This is a genomic window from Lactobacillus sp. WILCCON 0059, from assembly GCF_057197985.1.
On record NZ_JBUBHN010000001.1, the window covers coordinates 1,477,595 to 1,501,177 of the forward strand.

A 23,583-nucleotide genomic window follows, 5' to 3' on the forward strand; every position below is an offset into this window, starting at 1 on the left:
TCCAAAACGTGCAAAAATAAAATCTTCCCGAGAGGGAAGATTTCAAGTTAGCAAAAATTAATTGTCGCCTGTTTGCAAGCTATTTACGGCCTATTTCTATTTTTCCAAAGCAGCTGCCTGGTCAGCAGAAATTTCTACCTTACGGTTCAAAGCCGGGCTGGCAATCTGCTTGCCACTGGCCGTCTGCTGCTTGAGGTAGCTGATGAAGGTTTCCGTGTCCGTTCCCGTCAAGATGCCAACCTTCTTGCCAGCAGTAAATTGGCTGAAGTGGTCGCCGCCGCCAGCGATAAATTCGTTAGCTACAACCCGGTAATTTTTAGTCAAAGAGAGTTCAGTCTTCTCGCCTTCGCCAACATAAATCTTAACGATCTTGACCTTGCCAGCCGCGTCCTTGGTGTAGACATAGTGCAGACCGCTGATCAAGAGGTAGTAGTGGCCATCCAGCTGGTATTGTTGGTTAAGGGCGGCCAAGATCTGCTTGCCAGTCATGGTCAAAACCTGCAGGCTGTTGCCAAAAGGCTGAACAGCCATAGCTGCACCATAAGTAATTGACTTGTCGCTGCCCACAACCAGGCCAGACCGGACCCCGCCGCCGTTAGTCATGGCAAAGTCAGCCTTGAAACCTTGCCGGTTGGCTTCAGACAATTGCGCGTCAACGACCAAGTCGCCAACCGCGTTTTCATTGGAAGCATTGTTGTTTTCCCGGCCAGTGATCGTTTCCGCCTTTTGGGCAGTAGCAATCTTTTGCTTGGTGATGGCTGAAACCCGCTTGTCAGCGTCAGCCACAATCTTGGCAACCGTCTTGTTGTCCTTAGTCTTCGGGTCATCAGCAGCTGACAGGACTGGGTAGACATGGGAAACCAGGCTACCCTTGACGAAGTCCTTAGTCTTTGGACTGATGTAGCCGATTGAGTCAGTGTAGGCCTGGCCATACTTCAAAGCTTGAACCAGCCGGGTCTTGCCGACCTTGGCGTTGGCATACTGGTGGGAGTGGCCGGCGATAATCAAGTCGACGGTATTTTTCGGATCTATCTTGTTTAGCTTCTCTAAGATCTTCACGCTGTCGCCGCTGGTAGTCAGCTTACCCTTACTATCTGCTGCCGTTTCAACCCCCTTGTGGGCCAAAACAACGATTGCTTTAACGCCCTTCTTGCGCAGAACCTTTTCATACTTGGCAATGGTCTTGGCTTCATCCAGGTATTTGAAGGCAGAGTAGTTTTTCTTGGTCGTTAAAGTTGGCATTTCCGTGGTCAAAACCCCGATAAAGCCGACCTTGGCCTTCTTCTTGCCTGCCTTGACCGTCTTGACCGTGTAAGGCTTCCAGCCATATGGTGCCTTGCCGGTGGACTTTCTAACAACGTTAGCCACAATAATCTTTAAGCCCGATTTTTGGTGGGGGTAGGCCATTTCAGCAGAATTGTACTTCTTAATTGGCTTTTTGCCTAAAAGAATCCGGTTGAATTCGCCCAAGCCTTCATCGAATTCATGGTTGCCCAAGGTTCCGATGGTAAACTTCATGGCCTTTAAGGCATGCATGGTTGATTCATCTTGCAAAAGTGAGGAATTGGCCGGGGATGCCCCCACCATGTCCCCAGACTCGACTCTGAAGGTCGTCCCTTGCTTGTTTTTCTGCTTAAAATCCTTCTGGGCTTGATTCAAGTAAGCAGCCAGGCGGGCAACCGTACCGGCATTGCTGTAGCTCTTTTGCCCCAGAGTTGCCGTACCAGTCGTTGACAGGTTGCCGTGCAGGTCATTGATGCTCAAAAACTGCACTGGAATGTCCTTGCTGTACTTCTTGGAATTCTTCCAGTCCTTGCTTTGAGCAGGCTTGCTGGCAGTGTCAGCCTTGCTGGTAACTTTCAATTTGCTGGCGCTAGCCTGGCCCGGCGCTAAAACTGCCGCGGCCAAAAGCAGGGCAGCAAGTTCTTTTTTGATGGATCTAGCCATGTTTTCCTCCGTGAATTACTCAATATTAAACAACAGCATGCTGCTAGTATAGCGCAAAAAAGAGTTGGCTAACAGGAAAAGTTCGGCTACCAAAGGCAAACAATTGCTTTTTTCAAATATATTAAGCAATGTTCTCGGTAAAACACGGATTATTTTTAAGGCAAAAACTATAATTAGTCAGAAAAAATCACTTTGTTTTTTCTCATTTTTTGCAAAAATAAAACTGCCTTGCAAAATGCAAAGCAGTTTCAGATTCGTTGTCAGAATTAACGACGACGTTCTGCGATACGAGCAGCCTTACCGCTACGAGTCCGCAGGTAGTAAAGCTTAGCACGACGTACGCGGCCGTGACGGGTAACTTCAACCTTGGCAACACGTGGAGTGTTAACTGGGAAAGTCCGTTCAACGCCAACGCCGGAAGCGATCTTACGAACAGTGTAAGTAGCACCGATGCCAGTACCCTTCTTCTTGATTACGACACCTTCGAAGATCTGGATACGTTCGTGAGTACCTTCAACAACACGTACGTGAACACGAACAGTGTCCCCGGCACGGAATTCAGGCATGTCGTCACGAAGTTGTTCTTTAGTCAATTCTTGAATTAATGGATCCATTATTGTTTCTCCTTCTACGGCATTCATCAACCTCTCTGGGCCAGCGGAACACCCCTAATCTTTATTGGCAAAATACCACGTCTAATAGAATACCATCTTTGGCCAGGCAAAGCAAGCTTCTTTAGTCCAAAATCTTGAGCAAGTCTTCCTTTTGCAGGCTGGCGCTGGAAACAGATTCTGCCGTCAAAATACCTTGGGCCAGCTGGCTCTTGGCTTCCTGCAAGTCCAAAATAGCTTCCTCAACCGTATCCTTGGCAATCAGCTTGTAGACCGTTACCTTCTTTTCCTGGCCGATCCGGTGGGCCCGGTCAGTCGCCTGGTTCTGGGCCGCCACGTTCCACCATGGGTCATAGTGAATGACGGTATCCGCCCCGGTCAAGTTAAGGCCCGTCCCTCCGGCTTTAAGGGAAATCAAGAAGACCTTAGCCGGACTGTCTTTATGGTTGAAGACGTTGACTAAAGTCAGCCGTCTGACCTTAGGAGTCTGGCCATCGATCCGTAAAAAGCCGATTTCCTCTGCCTTCAGGCTTTCTTCCAGCAGGTCCAGCATGCTGGTGAACTGGGAGAAAAGCAGGACCTTGTGGCCCCCGTCAATCGCGCTCTTGATCAAATCCACGCAGGCCAGGCGCTTTTCAGATTCACCCTTGTAATCTTCATAAAGCAGGCCCGGGTCGCAGCAGATTTCCCTAATTCTGGTCAATGCCGCCAGAATCTGAATCTGCTCGCGCTTGATGCCCTCATCGTCCTCAGCCATGACTTTCTTTTTCAAGCGGGCAATTTCAGCGTCATAAAGCTTTCTCTGCTCTTTTCCCATGCCGACGTAGCGGACTTCCTCCAGCTTGTCTGGCAGGTCCTTGAGGACATCTTTTTTCAAGCGGCGGAGGATGAAGGGACCAACCATCTGGCTTAACCGGGTCAAGCAGTCCTGGTCATCTTCCTTAACGATCGGGCTTTCAAAATCCTTCTTGAATTCCCGGTAACTCTTTAAAAAGCCCGGCATGATGAAGTTAAAAATACTCCAAAGCTCGCTCAAGCGGTTTTCAATCGGTGTCCCGGTCAGGGCAAAGCGGTGTTTGGCCTTGACGACAGAAACCGCCTTAGCCGCGGCTGTGCGCGGATTTTTGATCATCTGCGCCTCATCGATTACTTCATAGACAAAAGTATGCGGCTCATAGTTGGCAATATCGCGCTTAAGCAGGTCATAAGAAGTGATCACAACGTCGATATCCGTCAAATCTGCCAATTGTTCGCTGCGCTCTTTCTTAGAGCCGGCTAAAACCAGGGTCTTCATTTCCGGGGCAAACTTTTTAAACTCCGCTTCCCAGTTAAGGACCAGAGAGGCCGGAGCCACGATTAGGCTTGGCTTGTCCTTTTGACTGGCCAGGAGGCTGATCACCTGCAGGGTCTTGCCCAGACCCATTTCATCCGCCAGAATCCCGCCAAAGCCATGCTGGGCCAGCCGGTTCATCCAAGCCGTCCCGGTCTTTTGATAAGGCCGGAGGATCTTGTCCAGACTTTCTGGCAATTTTAGCGGCGCTTCTTTTTGGTCAAAGTCGTCGATCAATTGCTGGAAGTGGTCGTCTCTTTCAATTTCGCCCATCTCCTGCTCTTTTAAGAGCTGGTCGACGTAAAGGGCCCGGTAGGCCGGCATTTCCAGCTGCTCTTTGCCAAAATCCTTGGCGGTTAAATCCAAATTCTGGGCCAAAAGAGCCAGCTTTGCCAAGTCCTGGCTGTCCGGGTTAACAAAGTTGCCGTTTTTCAAGCGGATGTACTTCTTTCGGTCCTTGTACTGGCTGAGAACTTCCGCCAATTCTTCTGGCGTGAGGTCGCTTTTCAGATCCAGGTGCAGAAGCCCGTCACTTAAGGAAAGGCCAAAAGCCAGATTCAGCTTGTCTTTAAACTTGAGCTTTTTAAAAGCCGGGGTGACTTCAACTTCATCAAAGGCGGAAAGCAACTTCGGCATCCCTTGCAAAAGCTGGTATACCGCGTCGTCATCCCCCTTGTCCAAGCGGCAGTCGCCGTCTTCCAGGTCAAAAAATTTCTCTAAAAGCTCAGCCAGCTTCTTTTCCTTGTACCAGTCCCGCTTAATTTCCCGCTCGCCGCTTTCGCCCAAGCGAAGCGATTTACCCTGGTAAAAGACCCGGGCCTGGCCAACTACTTCATCGCCCTCTACATCCAGGCGCAGCTGGCTCTTTTCCAGGCCTCCTGCTTCTTCTAAAAGCTGCTGGGCAGCCGGACTAATGGTCAAGTTGCTGTATTTTTTCAAAAGGGGCAGGACAGTGGCCTTGAATTGGCTCAGCTGGTTTAAGTCAAAAGTTGCGTCAATGTTTTCTTGATTGTTAAACAGAGCGTATAACATATTGCCAAGCTTGCTAGCTACAAATGCCTCATCAGTCAGCTGGTAGCTGGCCTGGATGCCCCGGAGAACCGGCGGACAGGACCCGGTAATGCTGATCCCCCGGCCTTGGTAATCGTCGATTTCGAGGTCAGCTTTTTCCAGCTCACCCCGCTTGGCTGGGACAAGCTGCTTATTGTTCAAATTCTCGACTTTACTGCCTTCAACAGCCGCGAAAAAGCTGTCAATTCGGCCGGAAGCAATCTCAATGCTTCTTTTTGTCTCCCCGTATATATCGGCACCATCGGCCGCGATCGTGGCCAAAAAGCTGAACAGGCGCTGGCTGGCCGGGTCAAAAGAATCCGGTGACAGCAAAACTTCTTCTTTCCCCAGGGAAATTGGCCGCCAGTTTATAACGTCATTTACGAAGGTCTCGATGTTTTTCACCACATAGAGCCGCTTTTTGCCGACTTTAAATTTGACTAAAAAAGATCCGCCAAGCTCGCTTTCCAGCTGAGCCAAAAGCTTAACGTCTTGCAAGGCATCCTGGTCGAATTCTTCCAGCATCTCTGCCCTGGTCAAGGCCTGGTCTGCCTGATAGTCGGTTACTTCACCCGGGTTTTCCCGCATGATTATATAGACCAGCTTCTGCAAAAGGGCAATTTCATGCCGGCAAGGTCCAGTGATCTGGTCCTGCTGGCATTCGTCATAAGTGCATTTCAGCTCGATCGCTTTATCCGGGCTGACCTTGACCTCGGCTTCTTCGTCTTGACCTGTACGGGGAGAAAACTGGCCGAATGACTTAGCGGTCAGAAGCTGCTCACCATCTTCACTCACCTTGACAAATCCCAAATTGGCCAAGGCAGGATTTTTATTGATCCGCTCCCAAAGGACCGGGTCAAAGTCGACAGATTCAAGGATCTTGCCAGCGTCAAAAATATAATTGACGTATTTCTGGCCCATTCCATATACTTTGTCAATTATCTCTTTCTGACGCTTTTTGCGCTCGTCAATTGTCAAATCACTGGTCAAGGGTTCCTGGATGGCCTGCATCCCTTCGATAAAAAGCTCCGTGGCGTACAAACAAGCTGCCTCGTGCTTGCAGTTGTAGCCTTCAGCAGCGTAGGGGCAGTCGCAGTCCATCCATTTGATCTCGCTCCAGTCGTCAGAGAAGTCGATCGTTACATCATAGCTGTTCCCTGGCTTGCCAACCCGGCAGTGAATGCCAGCAGGCAATTCACTGTAGCTGGGCGCGTAAACCCAGTCCCTTTTCCAGTAGTCCCTTCCCCGGTCCAGGATCCGGTTGGAAAAAAGCTTTCTCCATTGCAGCGTCATCTAATCACCTATTCCTTAGTTAGTCTTCTGCCTGCTCGTCTGCTCTGATCTGCCGCAGCATTCTGACCTCTTCTGGCGTCAAATTCCGCTTCTCCAGCAGGTCCGGCCGGTGCAATTTAGTGGCCTTCAAGGCCTGGTAGTGCCGCCATTCATCGATCTTGCCGTGGTTGCCTGAAAGGAGGACTTCCGGTACCTTTTGCCCTTCAAAATCAGCTGGCCGGGTGTATTGCGGATATTCCAACAGGCCGTCTGAGAAGGATTCTTCAACTGGTGACAAGGCATTGCCCAAGATTCCTGGCAAAAGGCGGACAGTGGCGTCGATCATGCTCATGGTTGGCAGCTCCCCGCCAGTCAAAACGTAGTCGCCGATGGAGACAGTTTCGTCAGCCAGGTCATAAACCCGCTGGTCAAAGCCTTCAAAGTGCCCGCAAATGAAAGTCAGATTTTCTTCCTTGGACCACTCTTGAGCCATCTGCTCGTTGAAAGTCTTCCCCTGAGGAGCCGTAATGATGACCTTGCCCTTGTTTTCAAGCGAATCTAAGGCCTTCTTGATTGGCATCACCTGCAAAACCATCCCGGCCCCGCCCCCATAAGGGGTGTCATCGACGGATTTGTGCGGCCGGTCTGAAAAATCGCGGAAGTTAACCAAGTTCAACTTCCACTTGCCATCTTCCTGCCCCCGGCCCAGCAAGGATACCTGCAAGGGGGTAAACATTTCAGGGAAAAGGGTCAATACGTTGATGTTCACTATCTCAAGCCCTCCATTAATTCAACCCGGACTTCTTTTTTAGCAATATCCACGCTCTTAACGACTTGCGGGATGTATGGGAGCCAGAAGCTCTTGCCGTTTTCGTCAGTTACTTCCCAGATGTCATTGGCGCCTGGAGCTTCGATATCGGTCAATTCGCCGATTTCTTCCCCGCTTTCATCGTCGAAAACCTTGCAGCCCAAGAGGTCCCGGTAGTAGTAGACTCCGTCAGGCAGTTCCCCCTGGTCTTCTTCGCTGATCAAGATTTCCGTTCCCTTCAGCTTTTCAGCCTGATCGATATCAGTGATTTCCTCAAAAGTTACCAGCCAGAACTGCTTAAAGGGCCGGCCAGCAGCGACCGTCACTTCCCGGCTGCCATCGCCCAGGTAGAGACGTGACCCAGTTCTGAAGCGGTCTTCCGGAAAGTCGGTGGTCAAAGCGACCTTGACTTCACCCTTCAAGCCGTGGGTCGCGATGATTTTGCCAACATTGTAGTAATTCATATTGTTTGTTTTTTCCTTTTCAAATAAAAAAAGTTTGAAGCTAGTGCCCCAAACCTTTTCCAATTATTTGTTGTACTTTTCGTCGTGCAACTTAGCCATCAAGCCAGCGCCTGAAAGAAGTGAACGAACAGTGTCTGAAGGTTGTGCACCCTTCTTCAACCATTCAAAGATCTTGTCTTCGTCAAGCTTCAATTCCTTTGGTTGTGAAACTGGGTTGTAGTAACCAACTTCTTCGATGAAGCGGCCGTCACGAGGTGCACGTGAATCTGCTACAACAATCCGGTAAAATGGCTTTCTCTTGGCACCCATACGGCGCATACGAATCTTAACTGACATTAATTAGTCCTCCTAAATTTCAATAGTTCTACTATAACACCCAAAGAGCAGTCTGTAAAGTATTTTTACTTAACAGCCTGCTCTTTTTTAAAAATTATGAGTGGAAGCGCTTGACTTTCTTCATTTTCTTGGCCTTCTTCTTCTTGAAGCTCTTCCCCATCCGCCGCATGGCCATCTTGGCCATCGGGCTGTTCATGCCAGGCAATTTCTCCAGGTCCTTGAAATTGCCCTTGGTCACCTTGGACATCATGTCCTTGGCGGTCTTGAACTCCTTGATCATCCGGTTGACTTCCACGATCGGCACGCCGGAACCTGCCGCGATCCGCCGGCGCCGGCTCGGGTTGAGCAGGCTTTCGTCTTCTCTTTCCTCTGGAGTCATGGAGTAGACGATGGCTTTGGTGTGGGCGATCTGCTTCTCATCGATTGAGAAGTTCTTCAGCTGCGGGTTGTTGGCCATGCCAGGAATCATCTTCATGATTTCATCCAGCGGCCCCATCTTCTGCACTTGTTCCAGCTGGTCAATGAAGTCGTTGAAGTCGAAGCTGTTTTCCCGCATCTTCTGGGCAACTTTTTCCGCCTGCTTGGCATCGTAGTCCTGCTGGGCCTTTTCAATCAAGGTCAGCATGTCCCCCATGCCCAGGATTCTTGAAGCCATCCGGTCCGGGTGGAAGACTTCCAGGTCAGTCAGCTTTTCCCCTTGACCAGTGAAGAGGATCGGCTTGCCGGTAATAGCTCTGATGGATAAGGCTGCCCCGCCCCGGGTGTCACCATCCAGCTTGGTCAAGACAACCCCGGTGACGTCCAAGCGTTCGTTAAAAGTCTTGGCCACGTCAGCAGCAGCTTGCCCAGTCATGGCGTCAACTACCAACAGGATGTTGTCCGGGTGGCTGACCGCCTTGACTTCTTCCAGTTCCTTCATCAACGGTTCATCGATTTCCAGCCGGCCGGCCGTGTCGATGATCACGTAGTCATTTCTGTGGACGGCTGCTTCGGCCAGACCGTCTTCCACGATCTTGGCCACGTTCTTTTCATCCGGCTCGCTGAAAACCGGCACGTTCAAGTCCGCCCCGATCTGCTTGAGCTGGTCAATGGCGGCTGGTCGGTAGATGTCGCCGGCGATCAAAAACGGCCGGGCCTTTTCTTCCTTCATCAAGCGGTTGGCCAGTTTGCCGACCGTGGTGGTCTTACCAGTACCCTGCAGACCGACCATCATGATAACGGTTGGGATATGCGGGGACTTGTTCAAGCCGACCGCTTCTTCCCCCATCATCTTGGTCAATTCTTCGTTGACGATCTTGATGACCTGCTGGCCTGGAGTCAGTGATTCCTGCACTTCCTGGCCCAGGGCCCGCTTCTTGATGGTCTTGATGAAGTCCTTGACCACCTTGAAGTTGACGTCGGCTTCAAGCAGGGCCAGGCGGATTTCCCGGGAGGCAGCGTTGATGTCTTCTTCAGAGATCTTCCCCTTCCCGGTCAAGTTGCGCAGGGCCTTCTGCAAACGTTCGCTTAAATTTTCAAATGCCATCTTATTCTCCTCTAATTACCTGCAGCAAGTCTTCCAGCTGCACTTTGGCTGCTTCCTGGTCGCCTGCCTGCAAGCTGGCTAAGGCCTGGCTGATGCCGTCTTCCAACTGGCTGTAACTGGCCAGGAGCTGCAGCTTGTCTTCGTATTTTTCCAAAGACTTGGCGCTGCGCCGTAAATTGTCATAGACCGCTTGTCTTGAAACATGCCGGTTGTCGGCAATTTCCCCTAAAGACAGGTCGTTATAGTAATAATCTTCAAAATAATCCTGCTGGCCCTGGGTGAGCAAGGCACCGTACATGGCGTACAGGTCACCCAGAGTTTCGTTTTTGCTTAATTCATCCATCTTTTTCACCTGGTTACCAGTATAGCAAAAAGCACTGCAAGTGCAGTACTTTTTAAAGATTTTTATCCATATTGAAAGTCAGCTTGGAAAGCTTGATGGCTTCCTTAAAGAGCTCGCCCCAGAACTTCTCGCTTTCCTGGCGGCAGTGGGCCACCGTTTCCTGGTTGGCCTTGGTCAAAAAGGCGGTCAGTTCTTCGCCGGATAAAGCTTGGGCCTGGTCAGTTACTTCAGCCACCCGGCAGCGGAAGTAGCGGTTCAGTTCAGTCAAGTACTTGGCGTCCATTTGGACGAAGTGAGAATAGTGACTTTCCACCAGAGCCGCTAAAGACTTGTAGAACCACCAGGCATCTGACTGCCGGTATTCCAGGGAAGTATCGTTATAAGACGGGTCAGTGTCATTCATGTTGGTAAAGAAAGGCACAAAGGGGGTGAAAGTCGGCCCACCAATGCAGAGCCACATGATTCCAGCCACGCCATCTGCTTGGTCATCTCTAACTTCCAGGATGTGGGCGTTTTGCGTCCGGTTGAGGCCGATTGGCCGGTAGCGGTGGTGTTCTTCATCACTGCCCTTGACGGCAAATGGGTCGTAGACCGTGTCCTGGTAGTGAGAACCCAGGATATATTCGATGTCTTCCTTGCTAATCTTCTTTTCTGCCCGGCGGATAAATGGCAGGTCAGGGTCTTCCGGGTCCTGGTCAATGCTTGGGTTCAAGATCTTTTGCCCGTACCAGACACGGGAAGTATTGTAGTGGCGGTCTTGCTCGGTGAAAGTGCCAAAGATATGACGGAAGTTCCAGCCTTCCAGGTCGGGGTTAAGCTTGTTTTTGGCAACAAAGTCCTGGATTCCTGCACTCCACATGAAGTCATCCGGCTTAGAAAAGTCAACTTCCTGGATGGAGACCCGGTTGGCGGCGATGGCGTAGGCATCGTCCGGGATTCTTTGGGCGACCCAGTGGTGGCCGGTCACGATTTCCATGTACCAGATTTCATCCTTGTCGGAAAAAAGAACTGAGTTGCCGGCAGCTGACCCGTACTTGGCGATCAAGTCGCCCAGGCGCTTGACCCCGCCTCTGGCTGAATCGATGTAAGGCAAGACGACATTGACCATGCAATCTTCGTCCAAACCATCAACCACCAAGGGGTCAAAGGCCAGAGTGCGTTCATTGCCGTAAGTTGACTCAGTAGCTGACATGGCCACGTTCTTTTCGTTGATGCCGCTTTCTTCATAGTAGCCGTACTTCTTGTAGTCGACATTAGGCACGGCTGGATAGCGGTAGGCGTCTTCCGGCAAGTCCATCGTGAACTTGTTCAGCCAGGACTTGATCTTGCGGCCCTTTTCCCCGTGAACTGCCGGGTTAACGACAAACTTTTGCTGGTTTAAAGGAGAAAAGGTGTCGTCATTGCGGGCAATCAAGTTATTGCCATCCATGGCAGCTTTTTTGCCGACTAAAATTGAAGTACATGCATCGTCTTTCATTTTTCTTTTTAATCCTCTAATTCTAACTTAGCTTCTTTGAAAAAATTACAGCAGATCGTGGAAGAGGCCAACGGCATAGTTGGCCGCGTCAAAGTCGGCCAGGTCTTCAGCCTTTTCGCCCAGGCCAACCAATTTAACAGGCAGCTTCATTTCGTGGCGGATGGACAGGACCACCCCACCCTTGGAAGACCCGTCCAGCTTGGTCAAGACTAAGCCAGTCAGTTTGGTCGTCTTGTCAAAGTCCTTGGCCTGCAGGAGAGCATTTTGCCCAGTTGACCCGTCCAAAACCAGGAGTGTTTCAGCCGGCTGGTCGGGCAGGCGCTTCTTGATGGTCCGCTGGATTTTTTCCAATTCGTTCATCAAGTTGACCTTGTTTTGCAAACGGCCGGCCGTGTCAACCAGGAGGTAGTCAGCCTCTTCCGCAATCGCCCGCTCTAAGCCGTCGTAAACCACGGCAGCCGGGTCAGCCTTGTCCGGGCCAGTTACGACTGGAACCCCGGTCCGCTTGCCCCATTCAACCAGCTGCTCAACCGCGCCGGCTCTGAAAGTATCGGCAGCGACCAAAAGGACCTTCTTGCCCTGGTCGTGGAAACGCTTGGCCAATTTGCCGACCGTAGTGGTCTTGCCGGCCCCGTTGACGCCGACGAAGAGGTAGACATTTGGCTTGGCGTTTGGATCGTAAGCCAGCTTTTCGTTTTCGCTGTTGGCATTTTCGTCGTAGACTTCCACCAGCTTTTGGACGATGACCCGCTTCAAGTCATCCCGGCTCTTTGCCTTTTGCAGCTTGGCTTCTTCGCTGAGCTGGTCAGTCAGTTCTTCACTGGTTTCATAGCCCACGTCAGATTCAATCAGCAATTCTTCCAAGTCGTCGAAGAAGTCTTCGTCAACCGTTCTGAACTTGGCCAAAAAGGCGTTGAGGCGGGCGCCAAAGCCCTTGTTGGACTTCTCCAGCCCCTTTTCATAGAGCTCGGTCGTTTTTTCTTCTGTACTTTCTTCTGCTGGTTCAGTTGTCTCCTCTTCAGCTTCAGTCTTTTCTTCTTCAACTGTTTCTTCTGCTGTTTCTGTAGTTTCTGTTTCTTCTTCAACTGCTTCAGCAGAAGATTTAGTTTCTTCTTCAACAGTTTCTTCAGAAGTTTTAGTTTCTTCTACACTTTTTTCTTCGGTAGTTTCTTCACTGGTCTCTTCAGTAGTTTCTTCTGCTACTGCTTCTTCAGCCTTTTCTGCTACTGACTCATTTTCCGCTTCAGCACTTTCTTTTGCGGCTTCTTCCTGGTCAGCCTTGACTTCTTCTGGCTTTTCTTCGTCTTTTTGGCCAAACAGGCTCTTTTTGATTCGATCAAATAATCCCACGGTTATACCTCATCTTTTAAATCTTTCAAGGAGACCGACAAAATCTGGGAAACCCCAGATTCCTGCATGACCACCCCGTAGAGCTGGTCAGCTTGTTCCATGGTCCCCCGCCGGTGCGTAATCACGATAAATTGTGTCTGGCTGTCATACTGGCGCAGGAAATGGGCAAAGCGGGCGACATTAGCATCGTCCAGGGCCGCTTCCACTTCATCCAGCACGCAGAAAGGCACTGGGTTGACTTCCAGCATGGCAAAAAGCAAGGTGATCGCCGTCAGCGACCGCTCCCCGCCGGACAAAAGGCTCAAGCGCTGCAATTTTTTACCAGGTGGCTGGGCGATGATTTCCACCCCGCTCTCCAGCAAATCGTCCGGATCTGTCAAGGCCAAGCGGGCATTGCCGCCGCCAAAGACCACCGGGAAAAGGCGGCTGAAGGAAGCCGAAATCTGCTGGAAGGTCTGACTGAAGCGGTCCTTCACTTCCTGATCCAGTTCATCCATCGACTGCTGCAGGTTGCTTCTTGCTTCAAGAAGGTCGTTTTGCTGCCCGTTCAAGAAGTCATAGCGTTCCTTGACTTCTTTATATTCATCAATCGCGCCCAAGTTGACCGGGCCAATGTCTTCCAAAGACATCCGGTGCAGCTTGACGCTGCGGCGCAAGCTTTCCTGGTTTTCTTCCGTATTCTCCAGCTTGGCCTGGGAAAGCGCGGCTTCATAAGTCAAGGAGTAGTCTTCTCTTAAACTGTCCAGGTGCTGCTTGAGCTCGCCTTTAACCGTAGCCAATTTGACTGAGAACTCTTCTTGTTCACTAGCCGCGTCTTTTCTTAAGTCATAGTTTCTGGTCGCCACGGCTTCCAACTGGTTGATCTGCCCGTTTAACTGCCCCAAAAGCTGGCTGGCTGAATCCAGATCAGCCTGCTTGTCTTTTTGCTCAGCCAGGAGCTGGTCTTTCTCAAGGCCCAGCTCCTCTTTCTTGCTGGCTGACATTTGACTGGAACTGTCCAAAGCAGCCAGTTTTTCTTCCAGCTGCGCGATCTGCTTCTGGCTGCCCGCCTTTTGCCGGTCGCGCTCAGCTTTTCTGGCCTGCAGGTTTTCCTGCTTGTTGGCCAAAACTGCCAATTGCGGGTCAAGCTCTGCCAGTTTTTCCTGCACGCCCTGGTTTACATCAGTGTAGTTCTGAATGGTCTCTTGCAAACTGGCCAAGTCGCGCTTTTGCTGGTCAGCCAAAGCGGCCAGCTCTTCTTTCTTAGTCTTTTGAGCTGCCTCTTTGTCTTGCAAATCTGCCAGGTAGGCAGCTTGTTCAGCCTGCTGGGCCTGGTAAAGCTTTACGGCGCTTTCCAAGCGCTTGACTTCTTTTTCCTGGTTTTGGAAGGTCAAGACTGCCGCGCTCAAGTCCTGCTGCAGGCTCTGCAGGTCCCGGCTGATTTGCTCCCGGTTCTCCTGCTTGTCTTTGACTTGCTTGTCTAAGCTGGCCAGCTTTTCTTCTTTAATATGGAACTGCCCTTCTAATTCCTCCAGCATGGCTGTCGTTTTGTTGATTTCAGCCGTTGTCTGCAAGGGAGAATTGCTCCGCTGGTTGCGGGCCCCGCCAGTCATGGCCCCGCCAGGACTGATGACATCCCCATCCAGGGTAACGACCCGGTAGTGACCGATCTGTCTTGAAACAGCCAGGGCCGTGTCCATATTGTCGACGATAATGATGCTGCCTAGCAGGTACTGGATAGCTTCTGAAATATCAGTTTCGCCTTTAGCCTCAACCAATTCACTGGCCAGGCCTTGGAAGCCGGCAAAGCGTTCCAGAGCCTGCCGGGTTGAAGCTGGAATTGCCCGGTATCTTAATGCATCCAGGGGCAAAAAAGTTGCCCGGCCCAGTCTTCTGACCTTCAGCTGCTGAATGGCATCTTTAGCCGCCAAACGGTCCTTGGCCACCAGACTTTGGACGCTGCCGCCAAGGGCGGTCGTCATGGCTGCTTCCAGGTCAGCCGGGAAGGTCAAAAGTTCCCCAACTGCCCCGATGATGCCCGGGAAGCGGTCAGGCTGGTTTAAGACCTGCTTGACCCCGGCATAGTAGCCGTCATGCCGCTTTTGGATGTTGACTAAGGCATCCCGGCGGGCAGTCAGGCGCTGGAGGTTGGTCAAATCCGCCTGCAGCTGCTTTTGCGCGACCTGCTGGTCGGCAGCTAAATGCCCTAATTGGTCACTGGCTTCCTTTAACTCCGCCTGCAGCTGGTCATTTTCTGCCCGCAGCTTTTGCCCCTTAGACCGCAAGCCTTCCAGTTCTTCCTGGCTCTTGGCCAATTGACTCGAGGCATCTTCATAGCGCTGGTCCTTGCTCTCCTTGGCCCGCTTGATTTCCCCTTCCAGGTAGACCAGCTGGTTGTTGGCGCTGGTCTGGTCCTGCAGAGTCTGAATGTACTCTGAGCGCAGGTCTTCTACTTTCAATTTGAGGCTGGCAGGGTCTTCTTTCAGCTGATCGGCCAGCTTTTGTCTTTTTTCTTTCAACTGGTCCAATTGCCCGGCATATTCAGCTTCCTGGTCAGCCAATTTGGCAATTTCCGCTTCCGTAGCCGCCAGGTTTTCCTTTAAATCAGCCAGCTGTCTTTGGTATTCCAGCCTGGTTGCCTGGTCAAACTGCCGGGACTGCTGGGAAACCTGCAAGGAAGTGTTGATCTCAGAGAGCCGGTTGGTCAATTTTAAGACTTCAGTCTGCAGCTGATCCCGCTTCTGGCTTTCCAGCTGGAATTCTTCTCTTTTAGCCGCCAGCTTGGCCTGGGACTGCTTGACTTCCGCGTCCAAGCGGCTTAATAGTTCCTGGCTCTGGGCCAGTTTTTTGGAAACTTCCTTCTCTTCCTGGTCTAAGTCAGCGATTTCAAAGGCCAGCAGGGTCTTCAAGTCCTCATCTAGCCCGGCTTTTTGGAATTGGTATTCTTGAGCCAAAGAGCTCTGTTCATGCAGAGGCTCCAACCGCTTCTCCAGCTCGTTGACCAGGTCGTTGATCCGGATCAAGTTGTCATTGGTTGTTTCCAGCTGCCCCTGGGCCTGCTGCTTTTGCTGCTTAAAGTGGAGCACCCCGGCTGCTTCTTCGAAAATCCCCCGTCTTTCCCGGGCCTGGGAATTGAGGATCTGGTCCACCCGCCCCTGGGAAATGATGGCCAGGCTGTTTTGCGAAATGCCGGAGTCCAGAAAGAGGGCCCGGACGTCCCGCAGGCGGACTGGCTGCTGGTTGATCAAGTATTCATTGTCGCCGGACTTTAAAATTCTTCTGGTGATAGAAACTTGATCAGCTGGAAAGTCCAGTTCCTTGTCCCGGTTGTCAAACACCATCGTCACTTCGGCCCGGTTTAAGGGCTTGCGGAACTGACTCCCGGCAAAAATAACGTCTTTCATGTTGCGGCCACGCAGGGATTTAGCGCTGCCTTCCCCCATGACCCAGCGAATGGCTTCCGTGATGTTGCTCTTGCCCGACCCATTTGGGCCGACAATGCCGGTAATCCCCTTAGTAAAGTCGATCACCGTCTTGTCAGCAAAAGACTTGAAGCCGTCCAAAATCAAACTAGTTAAAGGCACTATTTTCCTCCATTCAAGTGCTCCAAGGCGTGGCTGGCCGCGTCCTGCTCAGCCTTCTTCTTGTTGCGTCCTTCCCCGTTTGCCAGCTTCTTGCCGTCAACCAGGACTTCAACTTCAAAGTGGGGCGGCTGCTGGCTCTCATTCAACACCCGGTATTCGATGGTCACGCTGCCGTTTTGCTGCAAAAGCTCCTGCAGATCCGTCTTAAAGTCACGTGACGGGGTAAAGTAGCCGGCCGCGATTAAAGGATAGACGGTCTGGCTAAGAAACTTTTCAACCACTTCAATCCCTTGGTCCAAGAACAAGGCGCCGTTGAAGGCTTCAAAGACATCTTCCAAAAGGGCCTTGCGGTTGCGGCCGCCAGCTTTTTCCTCGCCGACGCCCAGGTTGATTTCTTCTTTAAAGCCGCAGTCCAGTGCCACTTTCGAGAAGCCTTCAGTGCGGACGATATTTGATCTCAGTCTGGTCAGTTCCCCTTCGTTTAAGTGCTGGAAGTGGCGGTAGAGGTAGTCAGAGACCGTAAATTCCAGGACCGCGTCCCCCAGAAATTCCAACTTTTCGTAATTCCCCAAAGTTTTGCCTGGATTTTCATTGACATAGGAGGAATGGGTAAAGGCTTCCTCCAGCAGGCGGGCATCCTTGAAGCGGATCCCGTATTTTTCATCCAGCATTTTAATAAATTTAGTTGAGACCATGAACTATTCATCCTTTCATAACACTAAAAATTATATCAAAAGCCCGCCATCGGAGCGCCTTTTTTACCTAATTCCAAGAAAAAACTCTGCCTTGTCCGGCAAATGGACAAAACAGAGTCGCAGATTATTTTTTATAGCCGATTTTATACCATAAAGGATGGCTGTTGTTCATTTCTGCCGGTTCATAGGAGTAGTTGACCAGCTTCTTGTTGATGGCTGTAATCTTATAGGAACTGGTCAAAGGAATTACAAAGGCTTGCTCTTGCATGTATCTTTGCCACTGCTTGAAGACCTTGATCCGGTAACTGATATTAAAGGCTTTGTCTGAGTCCATTGCTTCCAAAAGCTGGGTATTGGTCTTGGTGGCGAACCGCTCCAGGTTGTACTGGGTGCCGGCACCGTAGATGCCATTTTGGGAAGGCTCATTGTTTAATGTCCAGCCGGCAATAAACATGTCGACCTGGCTGTCGTCTTGGAAGAGCAGGTTGTAAAAAGTATTGAACTCCAGCAAGTGACCTGTGGTCAGCTTGACGTTTAAGCCAATTTCCTTCCACTTCTTAATATAGTTCTTGATAATCTTGCTTTGGCTGGAGTCACCAGTCATGGCAGCCAGGTGGATTACCAGCTTTTGCCCCTGTGGGTCCCGCCGGTATTTTTCACCAGACCTGAGCTTGTAGCCTGCCTTGTCCAAAAGCTTTTTAGCCTTAGCTGGGTTATATGGATAACCCTTGCTCTTGTCGTCATAGTAGTCGCCAAATTGTGACGGGATCAGGCTCTTGATGCGGAAGGTCAAGCCAGAAGTGTACTTGCGCTCGATCTGGGTAACGTTCATTGCATAGCCGATCGCCTGTCTGAGAGACTTGTTGGCCATCTTGGAATTCTTGTTCATCTTGACTGAGTTGGTCTTCTCGTCCCATTTGCCCAGCTTGAAGCCCAGGTAGTTGTAGCTCAAGGGAATCGTGGCGACAAAGCGGTAGTTTTTGGTGCTCTTGATCTGCTTCCACTGGGAGTTGACCACTTCGATGATGTCGTAAGTTTTTTCACTGATGGCCGTGGCGACTGACTTCGGGGAAATAATGGAGATGGTGATCTTGCTTAAGCTCGGTGTCCCCCGCCAGTAGTATTCATTGCGGGTCCAAACCACCTTCTGCCCCTGTTCAATGCTCTGGACCTTGTATGGACCAAAATAGACAGGCTTTTTGCGGATTTCGATGCAGGTTCTCAGCTTGCTGAAAGGCACATCTTTAAGGTAATGATATGGCAGGGCTGATTCCCAGAAATAGCCGTTGCCCGACTTCAACATCCCCGGGTGCATTTCCTTAAAGTGAATTACAACCTTGCGACCGTTTTCCCCGTCCGGCATTTCAATCCCGCTGATTGTCTTGGCTTTCCCGTCATGGTATTCCTTTAGGCCCACCACGTCTTGCAAAGAAGAAGTGTAGTGGGAGCTGTTAGTGGCTTTGTTAGCAATTACCTCGTAGGCATATTCCACGTCTTTTGCCACGACCTGCTTACCGTCAGACCACTTGACCCCTTTTTTAATCTTGATGGTGATCTGCTTGGCCTGCCGGTCCAGGCTAAAAGTTGCTGCCCCGCTGTCAGTGATGTTGTAGCTGTTGTCCGTGTCAAACAAAGATTCAGAGCCGAACTGGGCTAAAGTGGCGTCGGTTGTCGAATCTGCCAGTTCATCAGAAAAAATCCCCGTAAAAGGGGTGTCAGTTTCCAAGGCAACCTTGATGCTGCCGCCTTTTTTAGTCTTGGCAAAGCTGGTGGCCACAGGGAACTGCATGGCATCTTCAGCCCCGCTGTTATTGTCCTGCTTGCTTTTGCTGGTCTTTTGCGCGCAAGCTGCCAGGCTTAGAGCCGCCAAAAAGCAAATTGCTAATTTTGTTATTTTCTTCATCAATCAAGAGTCCTTTTTGCTAATTGCTACAATACTTAGTTTACCATAACAAAAGGAGCAAGACCGGGCCGAAGCGAGAGAACAGAAAAAAAGAGGAGGGAAAACCTCCTCTTTTGAGTCATTAGATATTATTTTTACTTCTTAAAGCCAGTTTCATACCACAGGGTAGCCGTCTTAGATGGCTTGGTTGAGTAGTTGACCAGCTTGCTGTTGACCGCGGTGATCGTGTATGAGTTGGTCAAAGGAATTACAAAGGCTTCCTTTTGCATGTATTGTTGCCATTCGTGGAACTTTTGTACCCGGTAGCTGTGGTTAAAGGCTTTGTCACTGCCCATTTCCTTCAGCAGCTTGGTGTTTTCGCTGGTTGCGAAGCGGGTGAAGTTGTATGGAGCCTTGGCACCGTAAAGATCATCTTGGGTAGGTTCACTAGACAGTGACCATGCGGCCATGAAGACGTCGACTGACGGGTCATCGTTTTGTACCTTGTCATAGAAGGAGTTGAACTCGATCAGACGGCCAGTGGTCAAAGTTACGTGCAGACCAATCTTCTTCCATTGCTGGATGTAGTTTTGGACGATTGCTTCCTGGTTTGGAGATCCGCTCATGGCAGCCAGGTGGATGGTCAGTTTCTTGCCATTTGGATCCCGGCGGTAAGTTTCACCCTTCTTCTTCTTGTAGCCAGCCTTGTCCAGCAAAGCACTAGCCTTCTTCAAGTTAAGTGGGAAGCCCTTCACGCTCTTGTCTGAGAAGTCACCAAAGGATTCTGGAACCAAAGTCTTGACTCTGAAGGACAGGCCCTGGGTGTAGTGCTTGGTTACTTCATCAACATTCATAGCGTAACCCATGGCTTGGCGGAGGTAGCGGTTGCTCATCTTTGAGTTCTTGTTCATCTTGACTGAGCCGGTCTTCTTGTCCCACTTGCCGACCTTGAAGCCCATGTAAGAGTATGATAATGGAATTTGGGCAACAAAGTTGTAGCCCTTGGTCCCCTTAACTTCCTTCCATTGGGAGTTGACAACTTCAATCAAGTCAAACTTCTTGGACTTGATTGACTGGGAAGCTGAGTTTGGAGAGATTACTGAGATAGTGATCTTGTTTAACTTGGCTTGGCCACGGTAGTAGTAAGGGTTTCTTACCCAGGTCGCTGATTGGCCACGGACCAGTTTGGAGAGCTTGTATGCACCAAAGAAAAGCGGGTTCTTCCGGACCTTGTCGCTGGACTGCAGCTTGCTGAATGGAACATCCTTCAGGTAGTGGTACGGTGCAGCGTATTCCCAGAAGAAGCCGTTACCGGACTGGGTCATGCCTGGCTTCATTTCCTTAAAGTGCAGAACCACCTTGCGTCCGTTTTCACCGTCAGGCATTTCGATCCCGGAGATCTTCTTGGATTTGCCTTCGTGGTATTCTGCCAAACCGACGATATCTGCCAAAGAACTGGTGTAGCGGGATGACTGGCTGGCCTTGTTAGCGATGATTTCGTAGGAATATTCAACATCCTTGGCAGTTACCTGCTTGCCGTCAGACCACTTGACCCCCTTCTTAACTTCGATAGTGACCGTCTTGGCCTTCCGGTCCATCTTAAAGGTTGCGGCCCCCTTGTTGTTGATCTTGTATTGATCATCGGTTGCAAACAGACCTTCATTCCCAAAAGCCATAAAGTCTTGGTCATATTGGCTGTCTGAAACTTCGTTTAAGAAGACGCCCTTGACTGGCGTGTCAGATTCTTCAGCGATGCTAAGGCTGCCGCCCTTCTTAGCTACGCCGGTTGCCGTAGCTTCCGGGAACTTCTTCGCGTCTTTGGCCCCACTGTTACTGTCAGTTGAGCCGCTCTTGCCGCAGCCGGCCAACAATGCTGCACCAGCCAGGAATACTCCTAATGTTCCGAGCATTCGTCTCTTCATAATAAAATCTACCTCCACACAATATATTCAAAAGATAAAAACACACAGCATATGAATAGTTATCGAGATAGCAATTCACAAAATTTATCTTTCATGCCTTTTACTTTAACATTTTCATTTTAAAAGTCAATGACAAATTTAATTTAATACTAATTATTTTAGTTTTCTCTTTGCCGGGCGTCACCAGCCTTTTGCAAAGCCTGACCGACATAGTTGATACTCAAGCAGATCACCAAAAGCAAGACAGTTGCCGGCAGCCATAGCCATGGCCGGTCGATGATGTTGACCGGGTCATTGGCAAAACCAATCAAGGTTCCCAAAGACGGAATCTTGGTCGGCAAACCGTAGCCGATGAAGGACAGGACAGTTTCAATCCCGATGTTGCCGGAAACGCTCAAAACGACATCGATGATAATCATTGACGCAATATTTGGCAGAATTTCCCGGAACATGATCTTGGTGTTTGACGAGCCTGAAGTCTTGGACGCCAGAACATAGTCCCTTTCTCTCTGTGACAAAATAAAGGACCGGTAGTATCTTGCTTCAACCGTCCAGCCGAACATCGAAATCAGCAAAACCAAAGTCATGGAATTATAATTTGGCAAAACCGTTACCAAAACGATCAAAATTGGCATTTGCGGCAAAATCTGCACAAAGTCGACAATCCGCATGATAATGGAGTCAATAGTGCCGCCATAGTAGCCGGCTACAAGGCCGACTACCAGGCCAACCAGTTCACAGAACAAAGTGACCAGGAGACCAATCATGATGGAATTGCGCCCACCCATGATCAACAGATTCAGAATGTCCCGGCCACCGTCATCGGTTCCCAGCAGGTGGCCATTTTGCCCCCAGCCAGCGTAAGATTCCAAAATGTGCATTTCAGTAACCTGGCTGCTGTTCAAGAACAAAGAACCGCCAAAGGTAAGCAGCAAAATAACGACGATGGTGCAAAAGGCCACAGTCGCAGCCTTGCTTTTAAAAATTTCTCTAAAAGCAATCTTCAAAGCGGATGGCGGAATTTGGGCTCTGTCATCTTGCTTCTTTTTGCCTACAGTAAATAAAGCCATCATTTCACCTCTACTTCACGCGAATTCTCGGGTCAACCAGACTCATGATAATATCAGACAAGAGGTTGCCCAGCAGAGTCAAGGTCCCGTAAATCATGATCAAAGCCGTCAGAGTCGTATAGTCACGCTGGCTGATCGAATCAAGGAAGAGCTTACCCATCCCTGGGAAGGAGAAGACCGTTTCAATGATCATTGACCCGCCGAGCAGACCGGTGATGGTGTTACCCATAAAGGCAGCGATCGGCAAGAAAGAGTTCCGCAAGATATGCTTGTTGAAGACGACTTTTTCCGGCACGCCCTTGCTGCGGGCCGTCTTAACATAGTCTTCCACCTTGTTGTCAATGATCCCGGTCCGCAGGTATTGCACCGTCCCAGTCGTTGCGATGATCGCATAAAGAATTGCCGGTAAAATCATGTGCTGCAGGCGGCTGAAGAAAATTCCCCAAAAGCCGCTGGCATTAGCGGAAACCGTCCCGCTGATCGGGAACCAGCCCAGAGTAAAGCCGAAGAGCCAGAGACCCAGCAGGTAAAAGACGAAGCCAGGGATAGCATAAGTCACATAATTGAAAACTGAGATTGCTCGGTCCTGCCATTCGCCTTCATGCTTGCCGGCGCTGATCCCCATTGGGATGGCAATGCCGTAGAGCAAGACAGTTGACAAGAGCGAGAGCCAGAAAGTGTTCTGAGCCCGGTCAGCAATCAAAGACGCAACTGGTACGTGCTGGATATAGCTTTGCCCCAAATCACCATGAAGCAAATTCTTAATCCAGCGCATATATTGAACCGGCACTGGGTCATTTAGGCCATAAGCCTGCTTTAAGCGGGCGATTTCCTTTGGGCTTGAGTTAGGGTTGATCAAGCCGGTAAAGGGGTCCCCAGGCATCATTTTCGCCAGCATAAAGACAATAATACTAAGCAAGATCAGCTGCGGGATCATGATCAAAACCCGTCTTAAGACTGTTTTCCACATTTGCTATTCTCCTCCCTTAAGCTGTTCTTTCGGCAAGGCAACCTGGTGGTTAGGTGCAACCTCGGTCAATGGGTAGACCCGGCCATCTGCATCATACCAGTTTGCCTGGTCCTGCAAAAATTCCTTTTCTATTTCCCGCCGTCTGGCCGCGTGTTCAGCCCGGTGCTCAACGTCAACCTTCGGAATGGCTGACAAAAGGCGCTTGGTGTAAATGTGCATCGGATTCTTGTAGATCTCTTCCTGGCTGCCCACTTCCACCAAACGGCCCCGGTGCATGATTGCCAGGTTTTCGGACATGTGCTTGACTACGCCAAGGTCATGGGAAATAAACAAGAAGGCAATGTTGTACTGCTGCTGAATGTGCTTCATGAAGTTCAAAACCTGGGCTTGAACTGACAAGTCCAAGGCACTCGTTGGTTCATCGGCCACGATCAGCTTCGGATTCGTAGCAACGGCCCGGGCAATCCCGATTCTCTGCCGCTGGCCACCGGAAAATTCATGGGGGAACTTGTAGATCGCGTCACTTGGCATCCCTACGATGTCCAGCAATTCCTGAACCCGGTCGCGTTCCTGGTCAGTCGTCAGATTTTCAAAATTCCGGATCGGTTCAGCAATAATGTCCTCAATCCGCTTGCGGGGGTTAAGACTGGACATGGAGTCCTGGAAGATCATCTGCACGTCTTTGTTGTAGTTCATCTTCCGGCGGACTGATTCCTTGGTGATGTCCTTGCCTTTGTAGAGAATCTGCCCGCTGGTCACCTTTTCCACGCCAACGATTGCCTTGCCAGTCGTGGACTTGCCGGAACCTGATTCACCAATCAAGCCGTAAGTTTCCCCTTCTTTGATTGAAAAAGAAACCCCATCAACAGCCCGGACATAATCAGTAATTCTGTTCCAAAAGCCCGACCGGATTGGGTAATGGACCTTCAGATCTTTAACTTGAATAATTTCTTCTGCCATACTTGCTA

General features: G+C 50.3%; 17 protein-coding genes. All 17 read right to left on the minus strand.

Annotation, left to right across the window (positions count from 1 at the left end; all coding sequences use genetic code 11):
• Window positions 1–96: 96 nt before the first annotated feature.
• Window positions 97–1,947 carry a bifunctional metallophosphatase/5'-nucleotidase gene (locus ACYVUT_RS06950; RefSeq protein ID WP_484501739.1) on the minus strand — a complete coding sequence of 617 codons (1,851 nt, stop codon included), beginning with the start codon at window positions 1,945–1,947 and terminating at the stop codon, window positions 97–99.
• A 266-nt stretch (window positions 1,948–2,213) separates the two neighbouring features.
• Window positions 2,214–2,561: a 50S ribosomal protein L19 gene (gene rplS / locus ACYVUT_RS06955; protein ID WP_003612033.1), complete on the minus strand. Its 348-nt coding sequence runs from the start codon at window positions 2,559–2,561 to the stop codon at window positions 2,214–2,216.
• Between the two features lie 121 nt (window positions 2,562–2,682).
• Window positions 2,683–6,231 (minus strand): DEAD/DEAH box helicase, encoded by a 3,549-nt coding sequence (locus tag ACYVUT_RS06960; protein WP_484501740.1) that lies wholly within the window; start codon window positions 6,229–6,231, stop codon window positions 2,683–2,685.
• 19 nt (window positions 6,232–6,250) lie between these two features.
• Window positions 6,251–6,979 (minus strand): tRNA (guanosine(37)-N1)-methyltransferase TrmD, encoded by a 729-nt coding sequence (gene trmD, locus ACYVUT_RS06965; RefSeq protein WP_484500423.1) that lies wholly within the window; start codon window positions 6,977–6,979, stop codon window positions 6,251–6,253.
• The gene (rimM, locus tag ACYVUT_RS06970; RefSeq protein WP_270447732.1) at window positions 6,979–7,482 is read right to left on the minus strand and encodes a ribosome maturation factor RimM; all 504 of its coding nucleotides are present in this window, start codon (window positions 7,480–7,482) and stop codon (window positions 6,979–6,981) included. Before rimM ends, trmD begins: the two co-directional genes overlap by 1 nt.
• A gap of 63 nt (window positions 7,483–7,545) precedes the next feature.
• Window positions 7,546–7,818, minus strand: a complete 273-nt coding sequence (gene rpsP / locus ACYVUT_RS06975) for a 30S ribosomal protein S16 (protein ID WP_002879737.1) — start codon at window positions 7,816–7,818, stop codon at window positions 7,546–7,548.
• A 94-nt stretch (window positions 7,819–7,912) separates the two neighbouring features.
• Entirely contained in the window at window positions 7,913–9,343 is a 1,431-nt protein-coding gene (gene ffh / locus ACYVUT_RS06980) for a signal recognition particle protein (protein ID WP_484500424.1), read from the minus strand.
• Between the two features lies 1 nt (window position 9,344).
• Window positions 9,345–9,686 (minus strand): YlxM family DNA-binding protein, encoded by a 342-nt coding sequence (ylxM, locus tag ACYVUT_RS06985; RefSeq protein WP_484500425.1) that lies wholly within the window; start codon window positions 9,684–9,686, stop codon window positions 9,345–9,347.
• A gap of 52 nt (window positions 9,687–9,738) precedes the next feature.
• Entirely contained in the window at window positions 9,739–11,163 is a 1,425-nt protein-coding gene (locus ACYVUT_RS06990) for a C69 family dipeptidase (protein ID WP_484500426.1), read from the minus strand.
• Between the two features lie 45 nt (window positions 11,164–11,208).
• The gene (gene ftsY / locus ACYVUT_RS06995; RefSeq protein WP_484501741.1) at window positions 11,209–12,513 is read right to left on the minus strand and encodes a signal recognition particle-docking protein FtsY; all 1,305 of its coding nucleotides are present in this window, start codon (window positions 12,511–12,513) and stop codon (window positions 11,209–11,211) included.
• A 2-nt stretch (window positions 12,514–12,515) separates the two neighbouring features.
• Window positions 12,516–16,076: a chromosome segregation protein SMC gene (gene smc, locus ACYVUT_RS07000; RefSeq protein ID WP_484501742.1), complete on the minus strand. Its 3,561-nt coding sequence runs from the start codon at window positions 16,074–16,076 to the stop codon at window positions 12,516–12,518.
• Window positions 16,076–16,771: a ribonuclease III gene (gene rnc, locus ACYVUT_RS07005; protein ID WP_439776314.1), complete on the minus strand. Its 696-nt coding sequence runs from the start codon at window positions 16,769–16,771 to the stop codon at window positions 16,076–16,078. Before rnc ends, smc begins: the two co-directional genes overlap by 1 nt.
• Before the next feature lie 124 nt (window positions 16,772–16,895).
• The gene (locus ACYVUT_RS07010) at window positions 16,896–18,674 is read right to left on the minus strand and encodes an oligopeptide ABC transporter substrate-binding protein (RefSeq protein WP_484501743.1); all 1,779 of its coding nucleotides are present in this window, start codon (window positions 18,672–18,674) and stop codon (window positions 16,896–16,898) included.
• A 134-nt stretch (window positions 18,675–18,808) separates the two neighbouring features.
• The gene (locus ACYVUT_RS07015; RefSeq protein ID WP_484501744.1) at window positions 18,809–20,575 is read right to left on the minus strand and encodes an oligopeptide ABC transporter substrate-binding protein; all 1,767 of its coding nucleotides are present in this window, start codon (window positions 20,573–20,575) and stop codon (window positions 18,809–18,811) included.
• Window positions 20,576–20,733: 158 nt separating this feature from the next.
• Window positions 20,734–21,645 carry an ABC transporter permease gene (locus tag ACYVUT_RS07020; protein WP_439776317.1) on the minus strand — a complete coding sequence of 304 codons (912 nt, stop codon included), beginning with the start codon at window positions 21,643–21,645 and terminating at the stop codon, window positions 20,734–20,736.
• Between the two features lie 10 nt (window positions 21,646–21,655).
• Window positions 21,656–22,615, minus strand: a complete 960-nt coding sequence (gene opp4B / locus ACYVUT_RS07025; protein ID WP_439776318.1) for an oligopeptide ABC transporter permease — start codon at window positions 22,613–22,615, stop codon at window positions 21,656–21,658.
• A gap of 3 nt (window positions 22,616–22,618) precedes the next feature.
• Window positions 22,619–23,575, minus strand: coding sequence for an ABC transporter ATP-binding protein (locus ACYVUT_RS07030; RefSeq protein ID WP_439776319.1), 957 nt, complete (start codon window positions 23,573–23,575; stop codon window positions 22,619–22,621).
• Window positions 23,576–23,583 lie beyond the last annotated feature (8 nt).